Source organism: Paenarthrobacter sp. JL.01a, assembly GCF_025452095.1.
In the GTDB taxonomy this organism is placed as follows: Bacteria; Actinomycetota; Actinomycetes; order Actinomycetales; family Micrococcaceae; genus Arthrobacter.
This window is the reverse complement of sequence record NZ_CP104877.1, coordinates 3,037,014-3,059,690: the sequence shown is the minus strand read 5'-3', so window position 1 is coordinate 3,059,690 and position 22,677 is coordinate 3,037,014. Positions and strand designations below refer to the sequence as shown.

Below are 22,677 nucleotides of genomic sequence, written 5' to 3'. Positions count from 1 at the left end.
GCATTCTATTGCCATCAATACTTAGCCGCAGCAGTAGCTCCCACAAGGAACCAACTGCCGGCCACCGAGTCCGAAGGCATGGAAATGACTGTCTTGAGCGAACTCCGCATGCGCCCGGCCACCGCCGGACGCTGGGGATGGGATGCCTCCACCACGGCCAGATTGGTCCTGGCAGGAGTCGTGATCTTTACGCTGTTGGTTGGCGCAAACCTGGCCACACCCCTCTACCCCCTGCTCCAAGCCAGGATTGGTTTGTCATCTCTTGATGTGACCGTGGCCTTTTCCAGCTACGTCCTGGCCTTGGTCGCGGTGCTCATGCTGGCAGGCCACTGGTCCGATCACATCGGGCGCAGGGCAGCATTGGTACTCGCGGTCCTGGTGGGCCTGGTGGGTGGGGTCATTTTCGCCAATGCCGATTCGCTGCTTTCCTTGTCCGCGGGCCGGGCCCTGCAGGGCGTCGCCGTAGGGCTCGCTACCGGAGCCAGCTCGGCGGCTTTGCGCGAGCTGTTGCCCCAGCGCCCGGACTGGGCTTCCCGCTTCACCCTGCTTTCCTCTGCGGGCGGCGTGGCAGCAGGTCCGGCCATCGGAGGGCTGTTGTCCCTCCTGCCCGAGCCCACCCGTACGCCCTACTACCTGCATTCGGCAGTGCTGTTGGCGGCCCTTGTTCCACTGTGGCTGCTTAAGGCCAGGCCCGCGATCGCCCCTGCGGACGGTCCCCGGGCCCACAGGGTCCTGGCTCCGCGGAAACCGTCCATCTCCCGTAACGCCAGGGGTGCTTTCTGGATGGCGGCTGCCACCGGATTCCTGAGCTTCGCGGTCTTCGGGTTCTGTTTGTCACTGGCACCGGGCTACTTCGCCACGGTGGTCCACGCGGACTCCCGGCCGCTGATCGGCCTGCTGGCCGGAGTCACCCTGGGCGCTTCAGCGTTCAGCCAATTGCTGGGGGTCCGCGGGCGTTTTACGGTGCCTGTGGCTCTGGCAGTGCTGGGCGTCTCCGTGGTCATGGTGGAAGCTGCAGCTGCGTGGTCCAGTCCTTGGCTGCTGGTCGCGGCGAGCATCACGGCAGGAATGGGCCAAGGCATAGCTTTCAGGCAGGTCTTCAATGAGGTCGCCGGAAAAGTGGAGGCTGCCCGTCATGCGCAGGTGATCAGCACGGTGTACGTCATCACGTACCTGGGCAGCGCCGTTCCGGTGATTGGGCTGGGAGTGGCTGTCACGGCGTGGGGCCTGCAGGCCGCCGTCGTGGGTTTCACCGTCCTCTGCGGTGCGGCGGCGCTGGCACTGGCCGCTGTGTCGCTGAAGAATGCCCTGCGGGACTGACGCGCAGGGTCCCTCTGCAGTTTACTCGGGCAGCGGTCCCCGGTTGCCGGGAATGTGTTGGAACACCATGGTGGTTTCGGTGTGGCCGACCACGGGGTCGGTGGCGAGGTTGTCCAGGAGCCAGTTGCGGAGGTCGTCCGTATTGGCGACGGCGATGTGCAGCAGGTAGTCGACGGAGCCAGTGGTGTGGAACGTCGAGATGACGGCCGGAAGCTTGGGCACCCGGGCGGTGAAGCGGTCGATCTGGTCGCGGTCGTGGGCGCGAAGACGTACGGCGATCAACGCCTGAACTGAGCGTCCAATGGCCGGCAGGCTCAGGACCGCTTCGAAGCCTTCAATGATACCGCGCTCGGACAGGGCGCGTGTGCGCATCAGGGCCGTGGAGGGGGCGATGCCCACCAGTTCGGCCAACTGCTTGTTGGAAATGCGGGCGTCCTCCACCAAGGCTGCGAGGATCCGCTCATCGATGGCGTCCAACGGCTCTGCGCTGCCCGTGCTTGACCGAACATTCTTCGTGGGGGTGCTCACGGATCCTCCTGAAATTGCCTTTCACCTATCCTAATCGGTGAATTCTTCAGGTGCCTATCGTTTTGCGGGCTTGCTGGGTTCCCTGCGCCGGTCCAGTCGCTGGAGCGGCTCGCTGAGCAACATCAGCAGCAGTGGGAAGTTGCCCGCTGATGGAAGAACAAGGGCCAAAAGCAACGCGGCGAGGAAAAGGGCGGCCACAATGGTCCCGGCCCGGATTCCGGAGCGCATCTCCTCCGGGTCCATTGTGTGGAGCGCGGGATGTGCCCTGAGATGGATGCGTGCCAGGAGGAGCATCAGGCTGGTGGCAAACAACGTTCCGATGTACACCAGCGGCTGCGCCCAGTCGGCGTCCATTTGGGTGGAGAGCGAGGTCGCCACTGGCATCACCACGATGAAGAACATCCAAGCCACGGTCAGCCACAGCAAACCCCCATCGACCTGCCGCACCTGGCGGAACAGTCGGTGATGGTGCGTCCAGAACACGGCAATCAGGATGAAGCTGAGGGCAAAACCCAGGAGGGCATACTGCTCCTCGACCAGCCACTCCGCAGTGGTTCCATGATGATCCGCCAATTCCCCAACGCTTTCCATGAGGGGCAGGATCAGCAGGGTCAAAGCAATCGCCACCACGGCATCGGTAAACGCCTGCAAACGTTCCGGCGACGACAGGTCCCGTGAGCTCGCGAGCTGTGTCATGCCTCCGATTGTAGGACCAGGCCGGCCGGGAATCAGGGGGACCGGCGCGCGGTGCGGTGAACTACCAAGGTGACTGCCGCCGTCGTGCATGAGAGGGCGATGACGCCGAGCACTAAAGCAGTCCAACCGAATCCTTGGAAGGCGAGGCCGCCGGCCCAGCCAATAACACTGGAGCCAAGGTAATAGGACAGGTTGTACAGCGATGCCGCCTGTGCCCGGCCGGTGGTGGCGATGGCACCCGTCCAGCCGGAACCTACGCTGTGGGCGGCGAAGAAGCCACCCGTGAAGATGACCAGCCCGACCAATATCGCGGCGAGGTTCTCCATCAGGGTCAAGGCCAGACCCGCCGACAAAATGACGATGCCAGCCACCAGAACGTTCCGCCGTCCAAACCTGGTGGTGAGACCTGCCGCCCATCGGGAGCTCACGGTGCCTGAAAGGTAGGCCAGGAAAATGAGGCTGACTACCGTGGCGGGAAGGGCAAAGGGCTCGGCGTGCAACCGGAAGCCCAGATAGTTGTAGACCGCCACGAAGCCACCCATGAGCAGGAACGCCTGCAGGTAGAGCGAAACGAGTTTAGGATTGCCGGCATGTCCGCCCAAGGTGCGGATAGCGCCTCGGAATCCCGTGGCCGGAGAGGGCGTAAAGCGCCGTTGTTTGGGAACAAGCACCAGGAACAGGACCGCGGATATGGTGGCGAGCAGGGAGACGGCGAGGGCCGCTGTCCGCCAGCCCCAGACTTCTCCCACAGGGCCGGCTACCAAGCGGCCGGCTAGACCCCCCAGTGTTGTACCGGCGACGTAGCTTCCTGCCGCCAGCGCGGTGTGGATTTTGGCGACTTCTTCATTGAGGTAGGCAATGGCGATGGCGGGAATGCCGCCCAGGGCCATGCCCTCAAGCGTGCGGAGCCCCAAGAGGACGGGAACCGTTGGAGCCAGCGGAACCAGCAACCCCAGCAGCGTTGCGGCGGCAATGCCGATCGCCATGGCCCGGACCCTGCCGATCCTGTCGGCAACAAAGGACCATGGCAGTACCGTAACGGCGAGTCCTACCGTGGCGAGCGAAATGCTGAGCGCGGCCTCCGCTGCGGTGATGTGCAGATCGGCAGCCATGAGCGGCAGCACTGCCTGCGTCGAGTAGAGCTGGGCGAAGGTCGCGACGCCGGCAAGCGCCAAGGCCGCCAGCGCGCGGCTATAGCCCCGCGTCCCTTTGGCATGGCCCTGCCAACTATCGGTTTGCGGCTCGACGGTCATGTTGTTCACCGGCCAACAGTAAGACGCCGGCAACTACCCTTTCCAATGCATGGATTGCATAGAATTGATGCAGCATTGCATAGGTAGGCCCCATCGAGAGGGATGTTGTGGAACCGGATCACCAGCAACTTGTCCAGCTCCTTCCCCTCCTGCCGGTTCTGGCGGAGCTCGGCCGCACGGAGCACATGACCGAAACCGCGGAGATACTCGGGGTCCCGCAATCCACGGTCAGCAGGGCAGTGGCCCGGGCCAGCGCCATCGTGGGCATGGACCTTTTGGTCCGTGACGGGCGAGGCATCCGGCTCACCGCCGCTGCCAAGGCGTTGCTTCCTTACATCGACGCAGCCCTGGAGGACTTCCAAGCCGGGCTGGACCGCGTGCGTCACGAATCCGATGTCGTGCGGGGACGGATCGGTGTGTCGTTCCAGCACACCTTTGGCGAAGCGACCCTTCCTCTGCTGATCAGCGCCTTCCGCGGCCGGTATCCCCAAACGGCGTTCGAACTGTGGCAGGGACCCCGGGACGATTGCCTGCAGCACTTGGCCAGCGGAGAGATGGACTTCGCACTGACGGCACCGATAGCGCCGGAGGGCCGGGGGATCCGCTCCCACCCTCTGTACCGGGAGCCGCTCCGGGCGGTTCTTCACTACCGACACCCCTTGGCGGCCAGGCCGAGTGTGCACCTTTCAGAGCTGCGGCATGATCCCTATGTGACTCTTCCGGCCGGCGTCGGCCTGCGCGCGCTGGGAGAGGCGCTGCTCCGGGAAGCCGGCTTCCGGCCGCGCATTGCCTTCGAGGTCCAGGAGTCCACCTCGGCCCGGGGATTGGTTTCGGCCGGCTTGGGGTTCAGCATCCTGCCGCCCGCCGGGCCGGGCTCGGGCACGGGCCAGTTCCTCCCCGAGGCCGAACTTGGACTTGTTGAGGTGCCGATCGAATCGGACCTGGCATTCCGCCAGATTGGTATTGCCTGGCGGGAGAGGAATTTCGAGCCAGAGGCCGTCCGTTTGTTCCGCGAACTGGTGGTGACCGAAGGTGGGGAACTGCTGGCCGAACTGGTCAGAGCCCGGTCAGGAACTCCCTGACTACATCCCGCGCCGATCCCGTCCGTGCCTGCCGCCACCCCGTGCCCGCCCACAGGTTGAGTCGGTGCGGGTCGCCCGCCGCCGAGGCTGCGGCACGGATGGGGCCAGTGAGGTGGTGGATGGCAGGGTAGCCCTCCGGGGCGTCCTGATGGTCGCGCACGAACTCATTGACCAAGGAACGTGCCGCACGCCCGGTGAACGCACGGGTGATGGCGGTGCTGGTGAATCCAGGGTCTCCCAGGGCGTCCTTGTGGGTCTGCCGCGCACCACTTTCTTCCGTGCGGACCAACGCCGTACCGATCTGGGCGGCTACTGCACCGGCAGCCAGTACGCCGCGAAGCGTGGTGCCGACCATGACCGCGCCGGCCGCTATCAACGGAAGTCCGACGGCGGCACGCACCTGCGTGACCAGCTCCGCCGTCGTTCTGGCTGTGGTCTTACCGCCTGCCGGCGTTCCCGGTCCGTCGGGCAGGAAGGCCGTACTGTGTGCCCCCGCCGAAGTGTGCTGGACAACCAGGGCATCCGGTCCTTCCTCTGCGGCGGCCAGGGCCTCCTGAACGCTGGTGACACTGGTGATGACCAGGGTTCCGGCTTTCTGCAGGGACTTAACCACCGCAGGTCCGGGCAGGCCGAAAGCGAAACTGACCATTTCCACGGGATCGTTGACGAGGGCGTCGATCTTTTGGTGCCAGGCGTCGTCGTCATCGAGTCGAAGGGGAGGCAGAGCGACGCCGTAGCGGGCAGCTTCCGGCTCCAGTTCGGCCCGGTATGCCTCCAACCGGGACCGGGCTTCGGGCCCTGGTGCTAGGGCATCGCGGTCCGGAACAAAGACGTTCATGCCGAACCTGATCCCCAGTGCCCTGGCTACGGAGATCTCCGCCGCCATGGCCTCCGGTGTTTTGTAACCGGCAGCAAGGAAGCCCAGGCCGCCGGCCTCATGCACTGCCTGGACCAATGACGGCGTAGATGTCCCGCCCGCCATGGGGGCCGCAATAAATGGAGTGCCAAACAGGGATTCAGGCATGGTCGGTTCCTCCTCCGGACGCTCCAAGCTAGTCTTTCACGGTGAACAATCATGACTCTGCCCAGCATTCCCCTGCCTCCGCCGCGAGCGGCACCGTCATAGGGCTCGACATTGGCGGTACCAAGACGCGCGGCGTGAGGTTCCACGACGGCGAGCCCGTTCTTGATGAAACGGCTGGCAGCTCCAATGTCCAGAATGTCACCAAGGAGCAGGCAGCGGCCAACCTGGCTGAGCTGTTCGGGAAAATCGGCGGCGGAACCATCGACCAGGTGTACGCCGGTGCCGGCGGGATCGATACGGACGAGGACGCCCAAGCGCTCGCAGACCTGATTTCACCCCATGTGCCGGGCGCACGCATCACTGTGGTGCACGATTCCCGGCTGCTGTTGGCGGCCGGGGGAGCCAGCACCGGCGTGGCCGTCATTGCGGGTACGGGGTCGGCGGCGTGGGGAAAGAACGACGCCGGCGAGGAAGCCCGGGCGGGTGGCTGGGGCTACCTCCTGGGGGATGAAGGAAGCGGCTACTGGCTGGGGAGGGAAGCCGTGCGCCATAGCTTGCGACGGATGAACCAGGGCCTGGAACCGGACCGGCTGAGCCGCGCACTGCTGGCCTCATGCGGCGTGGACGAGCCGGGCAAGCTGATTGCGCTTTTCCATTCACCCGACACCGGCCGCAGGTACTGGGCCCAGCAGGCGCGGCTGGTGGTTGAGACAGCAGATGCCGGCGACCAGGTAAGCCAGGCCTTGGTGGTGCAGGCCGGCCGCGACCTGGCCGAACTTGCCGGCCAGGCCGTCCGCCAGCTGGGTTTGAACGGTCCGGTGATCCTGGGGAGCGGATTGGGCATGAACGTTCCCCGACTGCAGGACGCTTTCAAGGCTGCCCTGGCCGAGGACGGCATCGTGGATGTCCGAATCCTCCAGCAGGATCCTGTGTTCGGCGTCCCCCGACTGGTGGCTGAGCAAACCCCCTGATCGAGTTTTTGTACACCTAATGACCTTAAGAAGCCCTTTTAGGCGCATTAGCTGTACAAAAACTCAGCCACGGGTGCGGGGGCGGAGCTTGACCCCCGGCAGCGGGGGAGCCGGGATGCGGCCTGCCTCCGGGCCAGCGTCGGGTCCGTGTCCGTGGACGAAGCCGAAGCGAGAGCTGGCGGCAGCCTCGTCGTCGAGCAGTCCCTCCGCTTCCCATTCTTCGCGGGCCTGTTCCACTTCCTCATGGGTCCGCCCCACGAAGTTCCACCACATGAGGAGGTCTTCGCCGAAAGGCTCACCGCCCAGCAGCATGAAGCGGGTGTCGGGCTGTGCTTCCACGGTGAGGTTGCTCCGTCCGGCACCAAGGTAGGCCAACGGCCCGGCTTCAATGTCCTGGCCGTCGATAACCAGCTGGCCGTCCAGGACCAGTACCGCGTGCTCAAAGTCGGGCCGCAAAGGCAGTTCCAGCTGGCCGGAACCCACGATGTCCGCACCGACAATGGGGCTGAACATGGTGGCAGGGGAGCGTTGGCCGGCAAACTCTCCCACCATGACCGTGGCGGTGAAGCCTTCGCCGATAGCCACGGGCAAGTCCCTGATCTGCTCGAAGGAGGGCGCACGGTGCCGGTGCTCATCCGGAAGGGCAACCCAGAGCTGGAGTCCGCGCGACACCGGCAGTTCGCCCACAAGAGGGCTTGATCCGTCTGCGGCGGTGGGAAGGACTGAGAATTCCGAGTGGGAAATGCCGTTGCCGGCTGTCATGATGTTCAGCTCGCCGGGACGCACCACAACATCGCTGCCCACGCTGTCACGGTGCAGCACCGCGCCTTCCATTGGCCACGTGACTGTCTGCAGCCCGCAGTGCGGATGGGGGAGGACGCTCATCGCCACGCGGTCCGGCCCGAAGCTGTCCAGGAAACACCATGCTCCAACGGTCGGGAGTCCTCGCTGCGGGAGTGTCCTCATGACGTTCATGGCACGCACGCCGCCCAACGGAACTTCGCGCTCAGGCCACAGCTGGACACAAGGACCTTGGCCTTCCGGGGCCGCGGGGCAGACTTCCTGTGCGGGGGAAGTATCAAGATTGGTCATGTGTCATCACCTGTGCATAAATGTTGGAAATTGAGCTAATCTGTTCCGTGTGAACAACGCCCTTTTGAGCTACCACGACGCCGTCCTTTACCGTTCGGGTGAACCGTATCGCATCCTCGCTGGAGCCATCCACTACTTCCGGGTCCACCCCGATCTGTGGCGGGACAGGTTGCGTCGGCTCAAGGCCATGGGGGCCAATACCGTTGACACCTACGTTGCCTGGGACTTCCACCAGCCCAAGCGCGATGAAGCGCCGGACTTCGCCGGCTGGCGGGACGTGGGACATTTCATCGACCTCGCGGCAGCGGAAGGGCTGGACGTCATCGTTCGCCCCGGGCCGTACATTTGCGCCGAATGGGACAACGGCGGTTTCCCTTCGTGGCTGACGGGTATTCCGGGGATTGGCCTGCGCTGCATGGACCCTGTTTTCACCTCCGCCATCGAGGAGTGGTTCGACCATCTGCTCCCGATCATCGCTTCGCGTCAAGCCTCCGCGGGTGGCCCCGTGGTGGCAGTACAAATCGAGAACGAGTACGGCAGCTACGGCGATGACCACGAATACATCCGCTGGAACCGGCGGGCGCTGGAAGAGCGCGGCATCACCGAACTGCTGTTCACGGCCGACGGCGGCACGGACTATTTCCTCGACGGCGGCTCAGTGGAAGGCACTTGGGCGACGGCGACGCTGGGAAGCCGCGGCGACGAAGCGGTGGAGACATGGAAACGACGCCGGCCGGATGAGCCGTTCTTCAACGTCGAGTTCTGGGGCGGCTGGTTCGACCATTGGGGCGAGCACCACCACCGTCGCGATGCCGCGGATGCGGCACTGGAAGCCCGCAAGATGCTGGACCTTGGCGGCTCGGTCTGCGTGTACATGGCGCACGGCGGAACCAACTTCGGCCTCGGCTCCGGCAGCAACCACGACGGCAAGCAACTCCAGCCAACAGTTACCAGTTACGACTCCGATGCCCCCATCGCGGAGAACGGGGCTCTGACGCCGAAGTTCCATGCGTTCCGGGAGGAGTTTCTCCGGGCACAGGGCATCGAAGACGCCCCCGAACTCCCGGTGGAATTGCTCGCGGACCCTCCCGTTGTTCCGGCACAGTCGCTGCCGCTGAGCGCTGGCCCGGAGCTGCTGGAGCTTGTCCGCAAAGCCGGCAAGCCCGTCAGCAGTGTCAAGCCCCTCAGTTTCGAACAATTGGGCCTCGGCGCCGGTATGGTCCTCTACTCGGCCGACGCCATCCTGCCCGGCCGCGCTGATGCTCCCGCTGAAAGCCGGGTGAAGGTTGCCGGTCTGAATGACCGTGCATACCTCTGGGTGGATGGCGAATTTGCCGGGGTGCTCGATGACGTCACGGGAGCCGATGGGCTGCCGGTCACGGGCACGGGGGTCCCGGCCAAGCTCGACATTTTGGTGGAGAACCTCGGCCGCATCAACTACGGACCCCTGACAGGTCACGGCAAGGGAATCCTGGGCGGCGTCCTGATCAACCAGCGCTACACCTTCCACTGGACACAGACTCCGGTGGCCCTGACCGAATGGGGGAGCGAAGATCTGGAAGGCCTTGCCGGGGCGGAGTTCGAACTGGCGACACCCGCAGATACCTACATTGCCCTGCCCGACTCCGGGAAGGGCTTCGTGTGGCTCAATGGCTTCCTGCTGGGACGGTACTGGGAAAAGGGGCCACAGGTAACCCTGTATGCACCGGCGCCGTTGTTGCACGCCGGCCTTAACCGCATCAAGGTGCTGGAGCTGCTCAAGCCCGGTACCGTCGTCGAGCTCCGTGAAGAACCGGACTTGGGCCCCGAAGAGGCCGGGCCCATCGCAGCTGCCGAACTGCCGTAGGGATCACTGCAAGGGAATTATGCTGGCACGATGAGTCCCCAGTTCGATACCCGTCCCGCTGCCTACGCCGTCATCGTCAAGGAAGGGCGGATCCTGCTGGCCTACTGGAAGCAGGACGACAAGGAAGGCTGGACACTTCCCGGCGGCGGCCTGGACTTCGGCGAGCACCCCGTGGACGGGTGCAAACGGGAGGTCATGGAAGAAACCGGCTATGAGGCCAGGGTCGATGGGATGTTGGGCATCGACGTCGGACACTGGCGGGGAGAGAAACGGCCGGATGGGTCCGTGCGTGACTTCCAGGCCCTTCGTATCGTGTATGAGGGCACCGTGGTGGGCGGTGAACTGACATACGAAGTGGACGGAACCACCACGCATGCTGCGTGGATTCCCTTGCAGGACGTCGACAAGCTCAACCGGGTGTCCTTGGTTGACACGGCATTGCGCCTTCTCCGGGAGCGGCCGGCGGATGGAAAGCCCAGCGCCCAGGGGTAGCCAAGCTGCCCCACGGTTGGCTAGGCTGGGCATCGTTGCCGGCTGATCTTGCCGGTCTTGATGCCTGAGGGGGTGGATTTTGATGATTGCCATAACTTTGCGCGCCCCGCACACGGCGGCGCACCGTCATCACACCACCCACCCTGTCCCGGCATCTGCCTGCCAGTAGCAGGCAACCGGGCCTCAGCAGAGGCATTCCATTGAATACTTACGCTTCATCAAGCGACCCTTCATCCAGTACCACCATGCAACTTCGCGGACCTGTGGAGTATGGCTTCACAGACGCAACAGCAGAACTCTTTAGCGACAACAGGCCTCCCGGCAACCAGGACAACGCCATCCCAGGCAGGGTGGTCCGTCTGGACCGCAACCGGGTGCTGGTGGCTTCCGCCGATGGCCTGCTGCATCTGCCCTACCCTGCCCAAGGACTGGTTCCGGCGACGGGTGACTGGGCATGGATCGGCCACAACAGCGCCGGCGAACCCGCCGTCGTCGACGTCCTGCCCCGCTATTCGGCCCTGAGCCGCAAGCGCGCCTTCGAAGCCTCGTCCGAGGAGCAGATCCTTGGCAGCAACATCGATATCGTCGCCGTGGTAGTTCCCGTGGACCGCCCCCTGACCCACAACCGTCTGGAACGCACCCTCGTGGCTGCGTGGGATTCGGGGGCTACTCCTTTGGTGGTCATCACCAAAGCCGACCTGGCCTTCGTGGCCGATGACGTTGTGGGGGAAGTGATCAAGCAAGCCGCCGGCGTGGAGGTGGTCACCACCTCGGCCGAACACGGCGATGGGCTCGACGAACTCATGCGACACGTTCCTGACGGCGCCACGCTGGTACTCCTTGGCCCTTCCGGAGCCGGCAAATCGACACTCATCAACGCGCTCGCAGGCCACGACGTCCAGCAAACCGGCGCCGTCCGTGCAGGAGACGGCAAAGGCAAGCACACCACCACGTCAAGGGAGTTGGTGCCCCTTCCCGGTGGCGCCGTGCTGATGGACACGCCCGGGGTCCGCGGATTCGGGCTCTTCGATGCGGAGGACGGGATGGAGGAGATGTTCGGCGACCTCGAGGAACTCTTCGCCCAATGCCGTTTCGCCGACTGTGCCCACCAGGCAGAGCCGGGCTGCGCGGTGCAGGAGGCGCTGGCGGAAGAGACACTCGATCCGCGGCGCTGGGCCAGCTACCTCAAGCTGCAACGCGAACTCGCCGCGCTCAACCGGAAACACGACGCTGCGGCCCGGCGGGCGTACCAGCGGGAGTGGCACCAGAAGGTGATGTCGGCAGACAGGGGACAACGCGCCGTCGAGCGGTACAAACATGACCAGGCCGCAGAGCGGTCCGGCAGGGGAAGCAAGCGTCGGAAACGATGAAACATTGCCGATTGATTACGGAATTCGTGCCGCCGCTGACATCGTCGGTGGTGCTGGCTACGCTGGGGGAAGATTGCTTTGCAGCCAAGTAATAAGAGTGCATATGATCATCAGGCTCTACCGATGTTCTCGACCACAGATAGGTAAGCCCGGGTATGGCCGAAGCCATGATTGAGTTCCAGAGCGTGACCAAGCAATACCAGGGCGGGCAACCTGCGGTGGACGCTCTCACCATGTCCATCGACAAGGGCGCCATCACCGTGTTCGTGGGGCCCTCCGGCTGCGGCAAAACGACCTCCCTGCGCATGATCAACCGCATGGTCGAACCCACCAGCGGAACCATTACCGTGGCCGGCGACGACGTGTCCCAGGTTCCGGCGGCCAAGCTGCGCCGATCCATGGGCTACGTCATGCAGTCATCGGGCCTGTTGCCGCACCGCTCCGTGCTGGACAACATCGCCACCGTCCCGCGCCTTAACGGCGTGCCCAAGGCGGCGGCGCGCAAACGTGCGGCCGAACTGCTCGACGTCGTCGGGCTGGCTTCTGTTCTCGGCAAGCGGTACCCGAGCCAACTCTCGGGTGGTCAGCAGCAGCGCGTCGGGGTTGCCCGCGCGCTCGCTGCCGACCCACCTGTCCTGCTGATGGACGAGCCGTTCAGTGCCGTGGATCCCGTGGTGCGCGATGAACTGCAGCAGGAGTTGCTGCGCCTGCAACGCGAACTTGCCAAGACCATCGTCTTCGTCACTCACGACATCGATGAAGCCACTGTCCTGGGCGACAAAGTGGCCGTGTTTGCCGTGGGCGGCAAACTGGCCCAGTATGCCGCCCCGGAGGAAATCCTCAGGGCGCCGGCCAACGACTTCGTCGCCTCCTTCGTGGGGCGCGATCGCGGCTTCCGTCACCTCGCTTTCAACGCAGCAGATGCCGTGACCCTGCACCCGGTGACCATGGTCAACGCCACCGACGGCCACAGCGCCGGACGACGGTCGGGGGAGTGGGCCTTGGTAGTGGACGATGAGTCGCGCCCCCTTGGATGGTCCTCACCCCGCGACGGCGCCGGGCTGATCCCGGGTGGTTCGCTCTTCCGCAAGGGGGATACGCTGCGCCGTGCGTTGGATGCGGCTTTGTCCTCGCCGTCGGGTCTCGGGGTGGCAGTGGACGACGACGGCCGGGTCGCCGGAGTCTTGAAGGCGCCGGAAGTCCTTGCCTTGATCGAGGAAGTCCGGCACCACAGGGAGGACGCCACCTGATGGAGTGGTTCCTTGCCAACATTGGAATGATCCTGGGACTGGCCGGCCAGCACCTGGTGCTCGCGGTCATTCCCATGGTTCTGGGACTGGTGATCTCTGTTCCCTTGGCGCAGCTTGCCCGGCGCAACAGTGCGCTCCGCTCGGTGGTGGCTACGGCTTCGTCGCTGCTCTACACCATTCCCTCGCTGGCGCTGTTCATCATCCTTCCCACCATTCTTGGCACCCGGATCCTGGACCCACTGAATGTGGTGGTGGCGTTGACCATCTACGCCGTTGCCTTGCTGGTCCGGGCGGCGATGGACGCGTTCGACTCCGTGGACGATGACCTCCGTAACGCTGCCGTGGCCATGGGCTTCAAACCGGCAGCCCGGTTCTTCCAAGTGGACCTGCCATTGTCCTTGCCAGTGATGTTCGCCGGGCTCCGGGTGGTGTCGGTCAGCAATATCTCCCTGGTCAGCGTTGCGGCTTTGCTGGGGGTGGGCAACCTGGGCGTTCTCTTTACCGACGGGCTGCAGCGGACTTTCATCACCGAAGTGGTGGTGGGGATCCTCGCCATTCTGGTTTTGGCGTTGCTGATGGATGCTGTCCTCGTGGTGCTGGAGCGGCTCCTGACGCCATGGACCCGTGCGGCGGGCGGTAAACCTTCCGGACCCGATGCCACCACCCTGGCCACTGAGCCCAAGACCGGACCCGCCGTGCCACAGGCAGGCCTGCGCCCCAATCCGGGGGCTTCGGGATGAATATTTTTGCCGAAACCCTCGCCTGGCTCGCCGATCCCAAACACTGGACCGGAAGCGGCGGCATTCCCACGCGCCTGCTCGAACACCTGCAGTACAGCGGACTGGTGCTGCTCATCGCCGCGGTGATTGCCGTGCCCGTTGGTCTCTTCATTGGCCACACCGGGCGGGGGCGCGTGGTGGCAGTCGCCGTGGCCGGCGCCCTCCGTGCCCTGCCCACGCTTGGCTTGCTGGTCCTTTTTGCCTTGCTGGCCGGCAGCGGTCTCATGCCGCCGGTGTGGGCCTTGGTGATCCTCACGGTGCCGCCGCTTTTGGCCGGTACCTACGCCGGCATCTCCAGCGTTGATGCCAACGTCGTTGACGCTGCCAGGGCTGTGGGCATGACCGAACTGCAGATCCTCTTCCGTGTGGAACTGCCCAACGGCCTGCAAGTGATGTTCGGTGGCATCCGCACCGCGGTGCTGCAGGTCATCGCTACCGTTTCGGTGGTGGCGTACCTGCCGCTCGGAGGGTTGGGCCGGTACCTGTTCGACGGCCTCGTCCTGCAGGATTTCCCCCGGATGCTCGGTGGTTCCTTGCTCATCGCCGGCCTCGCCATTGCCGTGGACCTGGTCCTCGCCGCGGTACAACGGCTGGTCCTCTCACCAGGTCTCACCCTCGACTCAAAAGGCCGCCACAAGGCAGCTGAAGATCTCACAGCCGCGGCTCCAGCCGGGGCTGCCGTTCAAGGAGGTACACCATGAAGAACCCCGTCCCCATGACCCTTACACGCCGTGGTCTCGGCGGCCTCGCAGCAGGTGTGGGTGTGGCCCTCGCCTTGAGCGCGTGCGGTGGCAGCCCCCTGGCCAATCCCTCCTCCGCGGCGCCCAGTGGCTCCTCCGGCGGCGGTTCCTTGGTAGTTGGCTCGGCCGACTTCCCGGAGAGCCAGGTGATCGCCGAGATTTACGTTGGTGCCCTCAACGCAGCAGGACTGACGGCAACGTCCAAGCCGAACATCGGTTCACGCGAGATCTACTTCAAGGCCGTGCAGGACGGCTCCGTCGACCTCGTTCCGGACTACTCCGGCAACCTCCTGTCGTTCGTGGACACTGAGGCCACCGAAGTATCGGCCGATGACGTGTACAAGGCCCTGCCCGGCAAGCTGCCTGAAGGACTGGGTGTCCTGGACGCCTCCAAGGCCGAAGACAAGGACGCCATGGTGGTCACCAAGGCCACGGCCGAGAAATACCAGTTGAAGTCCATTGAGGACCTGGCCAAGGTCTGCAAGGACTTCACCATGGCAGCCCCGGCCACTTTCGAGACCCGCTCGTACGGCTTCCCGGGCCTGAAGAAGAACTACAACTGCGAGCTCAAGGGCCTGCAGCCGTTCAGCGACGGCGGCGGCAACCTGACGCTGCAGGCGTTGCTGGAGGACAAGGTCCAGGTGGCTGACATCTACACCACGACCCCGTCGATCGTGGACAACGACCTCGTTGTCCTTGAAGACCCCAAGAACAACTTCAAGGCCCAGCAGGTCCTGCCGCTCTACAACAAGTCCAAGATGACGGACAAAGCCAAGGAAGCGCTCAACAACGTGTCCAAGATCCTCACCACCGATGACCTCATCAACTTGAACAGGGCCGTCAGCGGAGACCAGAAGCAGTCGCCCAAGGACGCCGCAGCCGCCTGGCTGAAAGACAAGGGCATCGTCAAGTAGCCGCACAGCAAAACCGCGTACGACGGCGGTGACGGACCCGCGCGGGACCGTCACCGCCGTCGTCGTATATGTGAGTCAAGTCTCAACTGAACTACATCACCCGTGTGGCATATTTGAGGAATGGCGAATTTCAAGCAGTCCACCAAGCTTCATAATGTCCTCTACGACATCCGTGGACCGATTCTTCAGGCCGCCCAGCAGATGGAGGCGGAGGGTCACAGGATCCTCAAACTGAACATCGGAAACCCGGCCCCCTTCGGCTTTGAAGCGCCTGACGCCATTTTGGTGGACATGATCCGCCACCTGCCCAATGCCCAGGGATACAGCGATTCGCGCGGTATTTTTTCGGCCAGGACGGCTGTTTCCCAGTACTACCAAACCCGCGGCATCCAGAACATCCACGTCGATGACATCTACCTTGGCAATGGGGTCAGCGAACTCATCACCATGTCCCTCATGGCCCTGCTGGAGGACGGGGACGAGGTCCTGATCCCCACCCCGGACTACCCGTTGTGGACTGCGTCTGTTGCCCTGGCCGGCGGCCGTCCTGTGCACTACCTCTGCGATGAAGATTCAGGCTGGCAGCCTGACCTTGATGACATGGAATCGAAGATCACTCCCCGGACCAAGGGCATCGTGGTGATCAACCCCAACAACCCCACGGGTGCCGTCTACCCGGAGGAGACCCTGAAGCGGATTGTGGCGCTGGCCGAAAAGCACGGCCTGGTGCTGTTTGCCGACGAGATCTACGAGAAAATCCTCTACGAAGACGCCGTCCACACCAACCTCGCCGGACTGACCGGAGACGACGTCCTCTGCCTGACGTTCAGCGGCCTGTCAAAGGCGTACCGCGTGTGCGGTTACCGTGCCGGTTGGATGGCCATTTCCGGGCCCAAGAAGGACGCCGCGGATTACCTGGAGGGCATCAACCTCCTGGCCAACATGCGCCTGTGCGCCAACGTCCCTGCCCAGCATGCCATCCAGACGGCGCTTGGTGGCTACCAGAGCATCAACGATCTCATCCTTCCCGGTGGCAGGCTCCTGGAGCAGCGCAACAAGGCGTACGACCTCCTCAACGCCATCCCCGGCGTCAGCACCCAGCAGGCGAGGGGCGCCCTGTACCTGTTCCCAAAGCTCGACCCTGAGGTTTACCACATCAGGGACGACGAGAAGTTCGTCCTCGACCTGCTGAAGGAGCAGAAGATCCTGGTCTCCCACGGGCGGGCCTTCAACTGGGTTCGTCCGGACCACTTCCGTATGGTGACGCTGCCCAACGTCAAGGACATCGAGGAAGCAATTGGTCGCATGGCGGACTTCCTGTCGAGGTACCCGGGCAACTAGCCTGAGGTTCATGGTCGCACCACGGGGGTGCGGCCGGGGAGAAGGGGGCGCCACATGGCTGCTGCAGTTGAGTTCGCCAAGAGTCCAACCGAGGTTCTGAGGGTTGGACCCGGTTTTTCGCTGGCGGGTGTCGATCCCCGGTCCACCCCCGGTTATACGGGGGACAAGGCGGACGGCAAGGCGTTGCTCGCCGCCCAGGATGACCGGCTTGCAGAACTGCAGGAGCAGCTCTTCGCCGAGGGCAAGTTCGGCAGCACCAAGAGGCTCTTGCTGATCCTCCAGGCCATGGACACTGCCGGCAAGGGTGGAATCGTGAGCCACGTTGTGGGCGCCATGGACCCGCAGGGTGTGCACCTGGCAGCCTTCAAGGCTCCCACGGACGAGGAAAAGTCGCATGACTTCCTGTGGCGGATCGAGAAGGAAGTCCCGGCAGTCGGCATGGTCGGGGTGTTCGATCGGTCCCACTATGAGGACGTCCTGATCCACCGCGTCCATGGCTGGGCCGACGCCAAGGAACTCGAACGCCGCTATGCGGCCATCAACGACTTCGAGGCGCGCCTGGCCGAACAGGGCACCACCATCGTCAAGGTTATGCTGAACATCAGCAAGGACGAACAAAAAGAGCGCCTGATTGCCCGATTGGACGATCCCGCCAAGCACTGGAAGTACAGCCGGGGCGACCTCGCCGAACGCGCCTATTGGGACGATTACATGGCCGCCTACAGCATCGCCTTTGAGAAGACCTCAACGGATGTCGCGCCTTGGCACGTCGTACCGGCCAACAAGAAGTGGTACGCCCGCATCGCCGTTCAACAGCTGCTGCTGGAGGCCCTGGAAGGCCTGGATTTGGACTGGCCCAAGGCCGATTTCGACGTCGCGGCGGAGCGGGCGCTCGTCGAGAAGTCCTAGGGACTACTGCTGCTGGTCGCCGCCCGCTGACGTACCGCCGTCGTTCCCTGCGTCCCGCGCTGTCGCCAGACGCTTGCGGGCACCTTCCAGCCAGTCCTCGCAGCGCTTGGCGAGGGCTTCGCCCCGCTCCCAGAGGGCCAGGGATTCCTCGAGGCTTGCGCCGCCTGCCTCGAGGCGGCTGACGACGGCCACAAGTTGTTCGCGCGCTTCTTCGTAGCTCAAGCCGTCCAAGGATCCGGAGGCGGCTGCGTTGTTCTCAGTCATGATGTCCTTAAGTGGGTGTTCAGTGGCTTCAGGGGTCCAGGTGTTCAGCATGGCCCTTGGAGACGGCCGTGAATCTCCCGTGGGCCACTCGAACGGCCAGTGCTGTCCCGTCCGGCGCCTCCTCGGGACTGCTGACTACGTGGTGTCCCGCTTGGTCTTCCCCGATAAGTTGGACGACGGCGTAACCGCGGTCCAGGGTTTTTTGCGGCGAAAGTGCGCGGACCTGGGCCCGCAAGTGGTGCACCTGGTCCAAGGCCCGCACAACGGCTGTGCTCACCGCCGAATGTGTCCTGCGCTGGAGGCGGTGGATGTCCTCGGCCCTGGCGTCCACCATGGAGGCCGGGGATGCCAGGACCGGCCTGGACTTCAAGGACTGGAGCCTGTCCGTCTCGCGGTCAACGAGGCGACTGATTCCGCGACGAAGGTGATCCCTTGCTTGGCGGACCATCGCCAATTCTTCTGCGACATCAGGCACAATCCGCTTCGCTGCATCCGTCGGCGTGGAGGCGCGCAGATCCGCTACATCGTCCAGGATGGGTCGGTCCGCTTCATGTCCGATGGCACTGACCACCGGCGTGGTTGCTGCTGAGACGGCACGGATGAGGTCCTCGTTGCTGAAGGGGAGAAGGTCCTCCAGGGCGCCACCGCCGCGGGCGAGTACGATGACGTCAACGTGTGGGTCGGCGTCCAGTTTCTTCAATGCGGCAATGATCTGGGAGACGGCGGTGTTGCCCTGGACGGCCACTTCCCGAACGTCGAACTCAACGGCGGGCCAGCGCAGGGCGGCATTGCGCATGACGTCCTTCTTAGCGTCCGAGTCCCTGCCGGTGATCAGGCCGATGCGGTGGGGGAGCAGCGGCAGCTTCCTCTTCCGGGAATCGGCAAACAGGCCTTCTGCGGCCAATGCCTGGCGTAGCCTTTCGATCCTCACGAGCAGGTCACCGAGCCCCACTGGGCGGATGTCCTTGACCGACATGTTCAGGCGGCCGGTTTTCACCCAGAAGTCCGCCTTGACCAACGCCACCACCCGCGAGCCGCGCTCCAGCGGTATCTTCTGCCGGTCCAGCACCGTGGACCACACAGAAGCGGGCAGGGAAATCTCGGCATCCACATCCCTAAGGGTGAGGAACGCGTTGCCGCCCCTGCGGTTCATTTCAATGACCTGGCCCTCGATCCACGCCGCCGGCGCGCGCTCGATGTGGGCCTTGAGCTTGCGGGAGAGCAGCTGCAGCGGCCAGGGGTTGTCCGGGCTGGTTTCCGCAGCAGTTCCCGGAAGGGTTGATTCAGGCATGGCGTCAGCGGACATGGCTGGTCCGTGCCTGTCCCGGTCGCTGCGTTCGTGGCTGCATGTTCATGGTCCTCGTTCAGGGGTGCGCCCTTGGATCGCGGCCGCCTTCCAACTCTATCCATAGCTTGATCCCCGGCCCCGACATTTTTCCAATCATGTGGACAGACCTAGGATGGTGGCACTGCCCCCGACTCCGAGGATGATTTTGCGAACTTTTGTCTCAGTAGTTGGAGTGGTCCTCGCCGTGCTCCTCACGGCCGTCGCCGTTCCTACGGCGTGGGTAGACCAGAACATCGTCAAGGAAGACGGCTTTGTCCGCCTGGCTGGCTCCCTGGGCAACGATCCCGAATTCCAGAGCCGGCTGGCCGCGGCGGCTGTAGGAACCTTTGAGTCCTCAGTTGATCTGCCCGAGCCCATCCAGTCCGTTGCATCCGATGCCCTCCGGAAAGCTACCTCGGGAATGCAATCGTGGAGCGACTATCCGCAGGCGTGGCAGGACACGGTCAGGAACAGCCACAAACTCAATTTCGGCACAGTGGACCAGCCGGAGGAAAACCGCGCAAGTACCGCATTGGTTCTCGATATCGCTCCAATGGTCAGGCTGATCCGGGACCACTTCGCCGAGGCCACGACTATCCGCATTGACGTTCCGGCCGAAAGCCTCGTGTCGCTGGGGCAGCCTTCCCACCGCCAACTCGTGGGGCGCGTCGCTGCCTTCGCGCCATTGTGGTGGGTGGCGGCTCTCGGCGCCGCTGGTTCAGCTCTCTTGGCGATCGTTGCGGCCCGACGACGGTCCCTGGTGTTGGTGTTCCTTGGACTCGGTGGGCTGGCACTTGCAGCCCTCTGGACTGCAGGAGCTGATCTCGCCGGATCCGTGGTGGGGAACCTCGACAGTGCCAACAGTGTCGCGGAGTTGTTCAAGGATGAATTCCTCACGGCTGCGCGGGCAGGATTCGGGGAATGGGTGGGGATCTCCGCGATGGTATCCGGCGCACTTCTTGTGGTCGGTGTCATAGCTGCTGTGGTGTCAGGGCGACAACGGTCACGTTCTGCCCGCAGCTAAAGGCCGGGCCGGTAGCATGGAGGCATGACCAGCACAGCAGTTTCCATCCCTATGCCAACGGTGCCCCGCAGACGGCGTTCTCCGGAAGAGGTACAGGCAGCGGCCCCCGTTACGGGTCCCAAGAAGGTCCTGCTGGCAGCTCCACGCGGCTACTGTGCCGGTGTCGACCGGGCTGTCATCGCTGTTGAAAAGGCGCTGGAGCACTATGGGCCGCCCGTTTACGTGCGGAAGCAGATCGTCCACAACGTCCACGTGGTCAGCTCCCTGGAGGAACAGGGTGCCATCTTCGTCGAGGAAACCGACGAAGTTCCCGAGGGCGCACTGGTGATTTTTTCGGCTCACGGCGTTTCCCCCGCCGTCGTCCAGTCGGCGGAAGACCGTGGGCTGCGCACCATCGATGCAACGTGCCCCTTGGTCACCAAGGTCCACCGTGAAGCTGTCCGGTTTGCCAAGGACGACTACGACATCCTGCTGATCGGCCACGAAGGCCACGAAGAGGTCGAGGGGACCGCAGGTGAGGCCCCTGAACACATCCAGATCATCAACGGCCCCCACGAGGTCGACAAGGTCACCGTTCGTGATCCTGAGAAGACCATCTGGCTTTCGCAGACGACACTGAGTGTCGACGAGACCATGGAGACGGTCCGCCTGCTCAAGGAGCGTTTTCCCACGCTTCAGGATCCGCCCAGCGACGACATCTGCTACGCCACCACCAACCGCCAAGTGGCCATCAAGAAGATTGCTCCACAGGCTGACCTGGTGATCGTGGTTGGCTCGGCAAACTCCTCCAACTCGGTCCGCTTGGTCGAAGTGGCCCTTGAATACGGGGCCAAGAGCTCGTACCGGGTGGACTTCGCCAACGAAGTGGACGAAGCCTGGTTCGAGGGCGTGGCCACCGTGGGCGTGACGTCCGGGGCGTCCGTTCCCGAGGTGCTGGTGCAGGACGTTCTGCGACTGCTCGCCGACTATGGATACGGCGAAGTCCAGGAAGTTGTGACCGCTGAGGAAGACCTCCTCTTCTCGCTGCCCAAGGAGCTGCGTGCCACCTTGAAGAAGGCCGGCGATGTGTCCCGTGCCCTCGGCGGACGTGGAAACCGGCCCACCTCCTAGCGGTGGAATCCGGGCCAACTGGAAGCTGAAAAGAGACCCGCAGCGGGCCTGCCATCATGGCGGCGCGCTGCGGGTCTCTTTCGTTCAGACGGTTTTGTTCAGGCGGCAGACTCGTGGTCTTCGCGGTCCTCAAGGAGTTCCGGCGCTGCCAGGGCCCGGGGGACTGCTTCGACAGACGGCGGGGCTGTGAGTCCGGCGTCGTCCATGGTATTGAGTTTGCGGGCCGTCGGCAGGACGCGCGCCTCCAAGGTCCCCACCATGGCGTTGTAGCGGTCCACCGACGTCTTGAGGGAGCTTCCCAGCTTGCTGACGTTCTCACCGAGCGTGCCCATGCGTTCGTAAAGCTGCTTAGCGAGTTCAAACAGCTCGTGTGCACTGTCGGTGAGCACATCCTGCCGCCAGGTGAAGGCCACAGATTTCAAGACAGCCAACAGCGTTCCGGGCGAGGCCAGGACCACGTTCCGGGAGAGGGCGTGCTCCAGCAAAGCGGGGTCAGCCTCAAGGGCGGAGGCCAGGATGGACTCAGCCGGCAGGAAGCAGATCACGAGTTCGGGGGAGTTGCCGGGGATATCCCAGTACTTCTTGGTTGCAAGAGCATCAATATGGGCCTTAAGGGCTTTGGCGTGCTGAGCCAGGAGCGTTTTGGAGTCCTGATTGCTGGCAGAGGTTACCGATTCACCGAAGGCCCCGTCCCCGTGCAACTGCTCCTGGGCGGCGAGGTAGGAGGCCAACGGGACCTTGGCGTCCACCACCAGCTGCTTGCCGCCGGGAAGCTGAACCACGAGGTCAGGCCGCAAGGTGGTCTCGGTTTTGCCGGAATGAACCTGTTCGTGGAAGTCAACGTGGCGCAGCATCCCCGATGCCTCCACCACCCTGCGGAGTTGGACCTCGCCCCACTGGCCGCGTGCGCTGTTGGAACGCAGGGCCGAAGCCAAGGCATGGGTCGACCTGAGGAGTTGTTCATCGGAAAGTCGGGCATCCTGGAGCTGTTGGGCAAGCTGGCCGTATTGCTCCACGCGGTCGCGTTCCAGCAGTGAGACCTGCTGCTGCACCGCCGTCAGTTTCTCGGCAACGGGAGCCAGAGCCCGCAGGACGCTGCCGTCCGAGTTCCTGGCCGCGCTCAACTCACGGTTCTGCGTAAACAAAAGCCGCCGCTCGGCGTCGGCCGCTGCCAACTGGGCAGTCACCTCCGAAAGCCGCGACGAAACGGCGTCGAAGTCCTCTTCCAAACCTGCGCCCCGGCGTCGGAAAACAACGTAACCGGCAGCGAGACCGACCGCAGCGCCGATCAGCAGCATCAGCAGGGCCAAAACCAATCCAAATCCATCCATGGGCCAACCCTGTC

General features: G+C 64.0%; 22 protein-coding genes. 14 read left to right on the top strand and 8 right to left on the bottom strand.

The annotated features are described in order from the left end of the window. Nucleotides 1-84 precede the first annotated feature (84 nt). Complete coding sequence (locus tag N5P29_RS14345) at nt 85-1,320, top strand: MFS transporter (RefSeq protein ID WP_262275542.1); 1,236 nt, start codon at nt 85-87, stop codon at nt 1,318-1,320. 21 nt (nt 1,321-1,341) lie between these two features. Here N5P29_RS14345 and N5P29_RS14340 read toward each other — a convergent pair whose 3' ends face one another. Genes N5P29_RS14340 through N5P29_RS14330 form a run of 3 tightly spaced genes read right to left on the bottom strand, consistent with a single transcriptional unit; the run spans nt 1,342 to nt 3,797 of the window. Then, on the bottom strand, nt 1,342-1,848 hold the full coding sequence (locus tag N5P29_RS14340) for an Lrp/AsnC family transcriptional regulator (RefSeq protein WP_144659569.1): 507 nt from the start codon (nt 1,846-1,848) through the stop codon (nt 1,342-1,344). A gap of 54 nt (nt 1,849-1,902) precedes the next feature. Next, complete coding sequence (locus N5P29_RS14335; protein WP_262275541.1) at nt 1,903-2,544, bottom strand: TMEM175 family protein; 642 nt, start codon at nt 2,542-2,544, stop codon at nt 1,903-1,905. 32 nt (nt 2,545-2,576) lie between these two features. Beyond that, nucleotides 2,577-3,797: an MFS transporter gene (locus N5P29_RS14330; RefSeq protein ID WP_262278595.1), complete on the bottom strand. Its 1,221-nt coding sequence runs from the start codon at nt 3,795-3,797 to the stop codon at nt 2,577-2,579. Nucleotides 3,798-3,904: 107 nt separating this feature from the next. On the opposite strand from N5P29_RS14330, the gene N5P29_RS14325 reads away from it, so the two are divergent. Continuing rightward, nucleotides 3,905-4,879 (top strand): LysR family transcriptional regulator, encoded by a 975-nt coding sequence (locus N5P29_RS14325; protein WP_262275540.1) that lies wholly within the window; start codon nt 3,905-3,907, stop codon nt 4,877-4,879. Here the strand turns inward: N5P29_RS14325 and N5P29_RS14320 are convergent. Then, nucleotides 4,854-5,903 carry a nitronate monooxygenase gene (locus N5P29_RS14320; protein ID WP_262275539.1) on the bottom strand — a complete coding sequence of 350 codons (1,050 nt, stop codon included), beginning with the start codon at nt 5,901-5,903 and terminating at the stop codon, nt 4,854-4,856. The two genes, N5P29_RS14325 and N5P29_RS14320, sit on opposite strands and share 26 nt — an antisense overlap. Before the next feature lie 41 nt (nt 5,904-5,944). Here N5P29_RS14320 and N5P29_RS14315 point away from each other — a divergent pair, with 41 nt between their 5' ends. Then, the gene (locus tag N5P29_RS14315) at nt 5,945-6,874 is read left to right on the top strand and encodes an N-acetylglucosamine kinase (RefSeq protein ID WP_262275538.1); all 930 of its coding nucleotides are present in this window, start codon (nt 5,945-5,947) and stop codon (nt 6,872-6,874) included. 63 nt (nt 6,875-6,937) lie between these two features. Here the strand turns inward: N5P29_RS14315 and N5P29_RS14310 are convergent, their stop codons facing one another. Continuing rightward, a complete protein-coding gene (locus tag N5P29_RS14310) occupies nt 6,938-7,966 on the bottom strand; it encodes a pirin family protein (protein ID WP_262275537.1) in 1,029 nt (342 codons plus the stop codon). Between the two features lie 49 nt (nt 7,967-8,015). Here N5P29_RS14310 and N5P29_RS14305 point away from each other — a divergent pair, with 49 nt between their 5' ends. The 9 genes from N5P29_RS14305 to N5P29_RS14265 all read left to right on the top strand — a co-directional run bounded on the left by N5P29_RS14305 (nt 8,016) and on the right by N5P29_RS14265 (nt 17,607). Continuing rightward, nucleotides 8,016-9,812, top strand: a complete 1,797-nt coding sequence (locus N5P29_RS14305; RefSeq protein ID WP_262275536.1) for a glycoside hydrolase family 35 protein — start codon at nt 8,016-8,018, stop codon at nt 9,810-9,812. Between the two features lie 30 nt (nt 9,813-9,842). After that, complete coding sequence (locus N5P29_RS14300) at nt 9,843-10,304, top strand: NUDIX hydrolase (RefSeq protein WP_262275535.1); 462 nt, start codon at nt 9,843-9,845, stop codon at nt 10,302-10,304. 245 nt (nt 10,305-10,549) lie between these two features. Further along, nucleotides 10,550-11,674, top strand: a complete 1,125-nt coding sequence (gene rsgA / locus N5P29_RS14295; protein WP_262275534.1) for a ribosome small subunit-dependent GTPase A — start codon at nt 10,550-10,552, stop codon at nt 11,672-11,674. Nucleotides 11,675-11,829: 155 nt separating this feature from the next. Then, complete coding sequence (locus N5P29_RS14290) at nt 11,830-12,924, top strand: ABC transporter ATP-binding protein (protein WP_315973353.1); 1,095 nt, start codon at nt 11,830-11,832, stop codon at nt 12,922-12,924. Next, on the top strand, nt 12,924-13,664 hold the full coding sequence (locus N5P29_RS14285; RefSeq protein WP_262275533.1) for an ABC transporter permease: 741 nt from the start codon (nt 12,924-12,926) through the stop codon (nt 13,662-13,664). The genes N5P29_RS14290 and N5P29_RS14285 overlap by 1 nt, the downstream gene beginning before the upstream one ends. Next, nucleotides 13,661-14,404 carry an ABC transporter permease gene (locus N5P29_RS14280; protein ID WP_262275532.1) on the top strand — a complete coding sequence of 248 codons (744 nt, stop codon included), beginning with the start codon at nt 13,661-13,663 and terminating at the stop codon, nt 14,402-14,404. Before N5P29_RS14285 ends, N5P29_RS14280 begins: the two co-directional genes overlap by 4 nt. Beyond that, nucleotides 14,401-15,357 (top strand): ABC transporter substrate-binding protein, encoded by a 957-nt coding sequence (locus N5P29_RS14275; RefSeq protein ID WP_262275531.1) that lies wholly within the window; start codon nt 14,401-14,403, stop codon nt 15,355-15,357. The genes N5P29_RS14280 and N5P29_RS14275 overlap by 4 nt, the downstream gene beginning before the upstream one ends. 120 nt (nt 15,358-15,477) lie before the next feature. After that, complete coding sequence (locus N5P29_RS14270) at nt 15,478-16,698, top strand: pyridoxal phosphate-dependent aminotransferase (protein WP_262275530.1); 1,221 nt, start codon at nt 15,478-15,480, stop codon at nt 16,696-16,698. Between the two features lie 54 nt (nt 16,699-16,752). Further along, nucleotides 16,753-17,607, top strand: coding sequence for a polyphosphate kinase 2 family protein (locus N5P29_RS14265; protein WP_262275529.1), 855 nt, complete (start codon nt 16,753-16,755; stop codon nt 17,605-17,607). A 3-nt stretch (nt 17,608-17,610) separates the two neighbouring features. Here the strand turns inward: N5P29_RS14265 and N5P29_RS14260 are convergent, their stop codons facing one another. Continuing rightward, nucleotides 17,611-17,871, bottom strand: coding sequence for an exodeoxyribonuclease VII small subunit (locus tag N5P29_RS14260; RefSeq protein ID WP_262275528.1), 261 nt, complete (start codon nt 17,869-17,871; stop codon nt 17,611-17,613). Between the two features lie 28 nt (nt 17,872-17,899). After that, the gene (gene xseA, locus N5P29_RS14255) at nt 17,900-19,177 is read right to left on the bottom strand and encodes an exodeoxyribonuclease VII large subunit (RefSeq protein ID WP_262275527.1); all 1,278 of its coding nucleotides are present in this window, start codon (nt 19,175-19,177) and stop codon (nt 17,900-17,902) included. A 181-nt stretch (nt 19,178-19,358) separates the two neighbouring features. Between xseA and N5P29_RS14250 the strand changes: the two genes are divergently transcribed. Next, on the top strand, nt 19,359-20,222 hold the full coding sequence (locus tag N5P29_RS14250) for a hypothetical protein (RefSeq protein ID WP_262275526.1): 864 nt from the start codon (nt 19,359-19,361) through the stop codon (nt 20,220-20,222). A gap of 24 nt (nt 20,223-20,246) precedes the next feature. Further along, entirely contained in the window at nt 20,247-21,332 is a 1,086-nt protein-coding gene (locus tag N5P29_RS14245) for a 4-hydroxy-3-methylbut-2-enyl diphosphate reductase (protein WP_262275525.1), read from the top strand. A 98-nt stretch (nt 21,333-21,430) separates the two neighbouring features. On the opposite strand, the gene N5P29_RS14240 is transcribed toward N5P29_RS14245, so the two are convergent. Beyond that, a complete protein-coding gene (locus N5P29_RS14240; RefSeq protein WP_262275524.1) occupies nt 21,431-22,663 on the bottom strand; it encodes a DNA recombination protein RmuC in 1,233 nt (410 codons plus the stop codon). Nucleotides 22,664-22,677: the final 14 nt, after the last annotated feature.

Excerpts from the sequence above, each read along its gene's own strand:
- N5P29_RS14275 (WP_262275531.1), top strand. The coding sequence starts at position 14,401 with ATGAAGAACCCCGTCCCCATGACCCTTACACGCCGTGGTCTCGGCGGC.
- N5P29_RS14240 (WP_262275524.1), bottom strand. The coding sequence starts at position 22,663 with ATGGATGGATTTGGATTGGTTTTGGCCCTGCTGATGCTGCTGATCGGC.
- rsgA (WP_262275534.1), top strand. The coding sequence starts at position 10,550 with ATGCAACTTCGCGGACCTGTGGAGTATGGCTTCACAGACGCAACAGCA.
- N5P29_RS14265 (WP_262275529.1), top strand. The coding sequence starts at position 16,753 with ATGGCTGCTGCAGTTGAGTTCGCCAAGAGTCCAACCGAGGTTCTGAGG.
- N5P29_RS14285 (WP_262275533.1), top strand. The coding sequence starts at position 12,924 with ATGGAGTGGTTCCTTGCCAACATTGGAATGATCCTGGGACTGGCCGGC.
- N5P29_RS14310 (WP_262275537.1), bottom strand. The coding sequence starts at position 7,966 with ATGACCAATCTTGATACTTCCCCCGCACAGGAAGTCTGCCCCGCGGCC.
- N5P29_RS14250 (WP_262275526.1), top strand. The coding sequence starts at position 19,359 with ATGATTTTGCGAACTTTTGTCTCAGTAGTTGGAGTGGTCCTCGCCGTG.
- xseA (WP_262275527.1), bottom strand. The coding sequence starts at position 19,177 with ATGTCCGCTGACGCCATGCCTGAATCAACCCTTCCGGGAACTGCTGCG.
- N5P29_RS14345 (WP_262275542.1), top strand. The coding sequence starts at position 85 with ATGACTGTCTTGAGCGAACTCCGCATGCGCCCGGCCACCGCCGGACGC.
- N5P29_RS14290 (WP_315973353.1), top strand. The coding sequence starts at position 11,830 with ATGGCCGAAGCCATGATTGAGTTCCAGAGCGTGACCAAGCAATACCAG.
- N5P29_RS14270 (WP_262275530.1), top strand. The coding sequence starts at position 15,478 with ATGGCGAATTTCAAGCAGTCCACCAAGCTTCATAATGTCCTCTACGAC.
- N5P29_RS14260 (WP_262275528.1), bottom strand. The coding sequence starts at position 17,871 with ATGACTGAGAACAACGCAGCCGCCTCCGGATCCTTGGACGGCTTGAGC.
- N5P29_RS14335 (WP_262275541.1), bottom strand. The coding sequence starts at position 2,544 with ATGACACAGCTCGCGAGCTCACGGGACCTGTCGTCGCCGGAACGTTTG.
- N5P29_RS14245 (WP_262275525.1), top strand. The coding sequence starts at position 20,247 with ATGACCAGCACAGCAGTTTCCATCCCTATGCCAACGGTGCCCCGCAGA.
- N5P29_RS14320 (WP_262275539.1), bottom strand. The coding sequence starts at position 5,903 with ATGCCTGAATCCCTGTTTGGCACTCCATTTATTGCGGCCCCCATGGCG.
- N5P29_RS14300 (WP_262275535.1), top strand. The coding sequence starts at position 9,843 with ATGAGTCCCCAGTTCGATACCCGTCCCGCTGCCTACGCCGTCATCGTC.
- N5P29_RS14330 (WP_262278595.1), bottom strand. The coding sequence starts at position 3,797 with ATGACCGTCGAGCCGCAAACCGATAGTTGGCAGGGCCATGCCAAAGGG.
- N5P29_RS14280 (WP_262275532.1), top strand. The coding sequence starts at position 13,661 with ATGAATATTTTTGCCGAAACCCTCGCCTGGCTCGCCGATCCCAAACAC.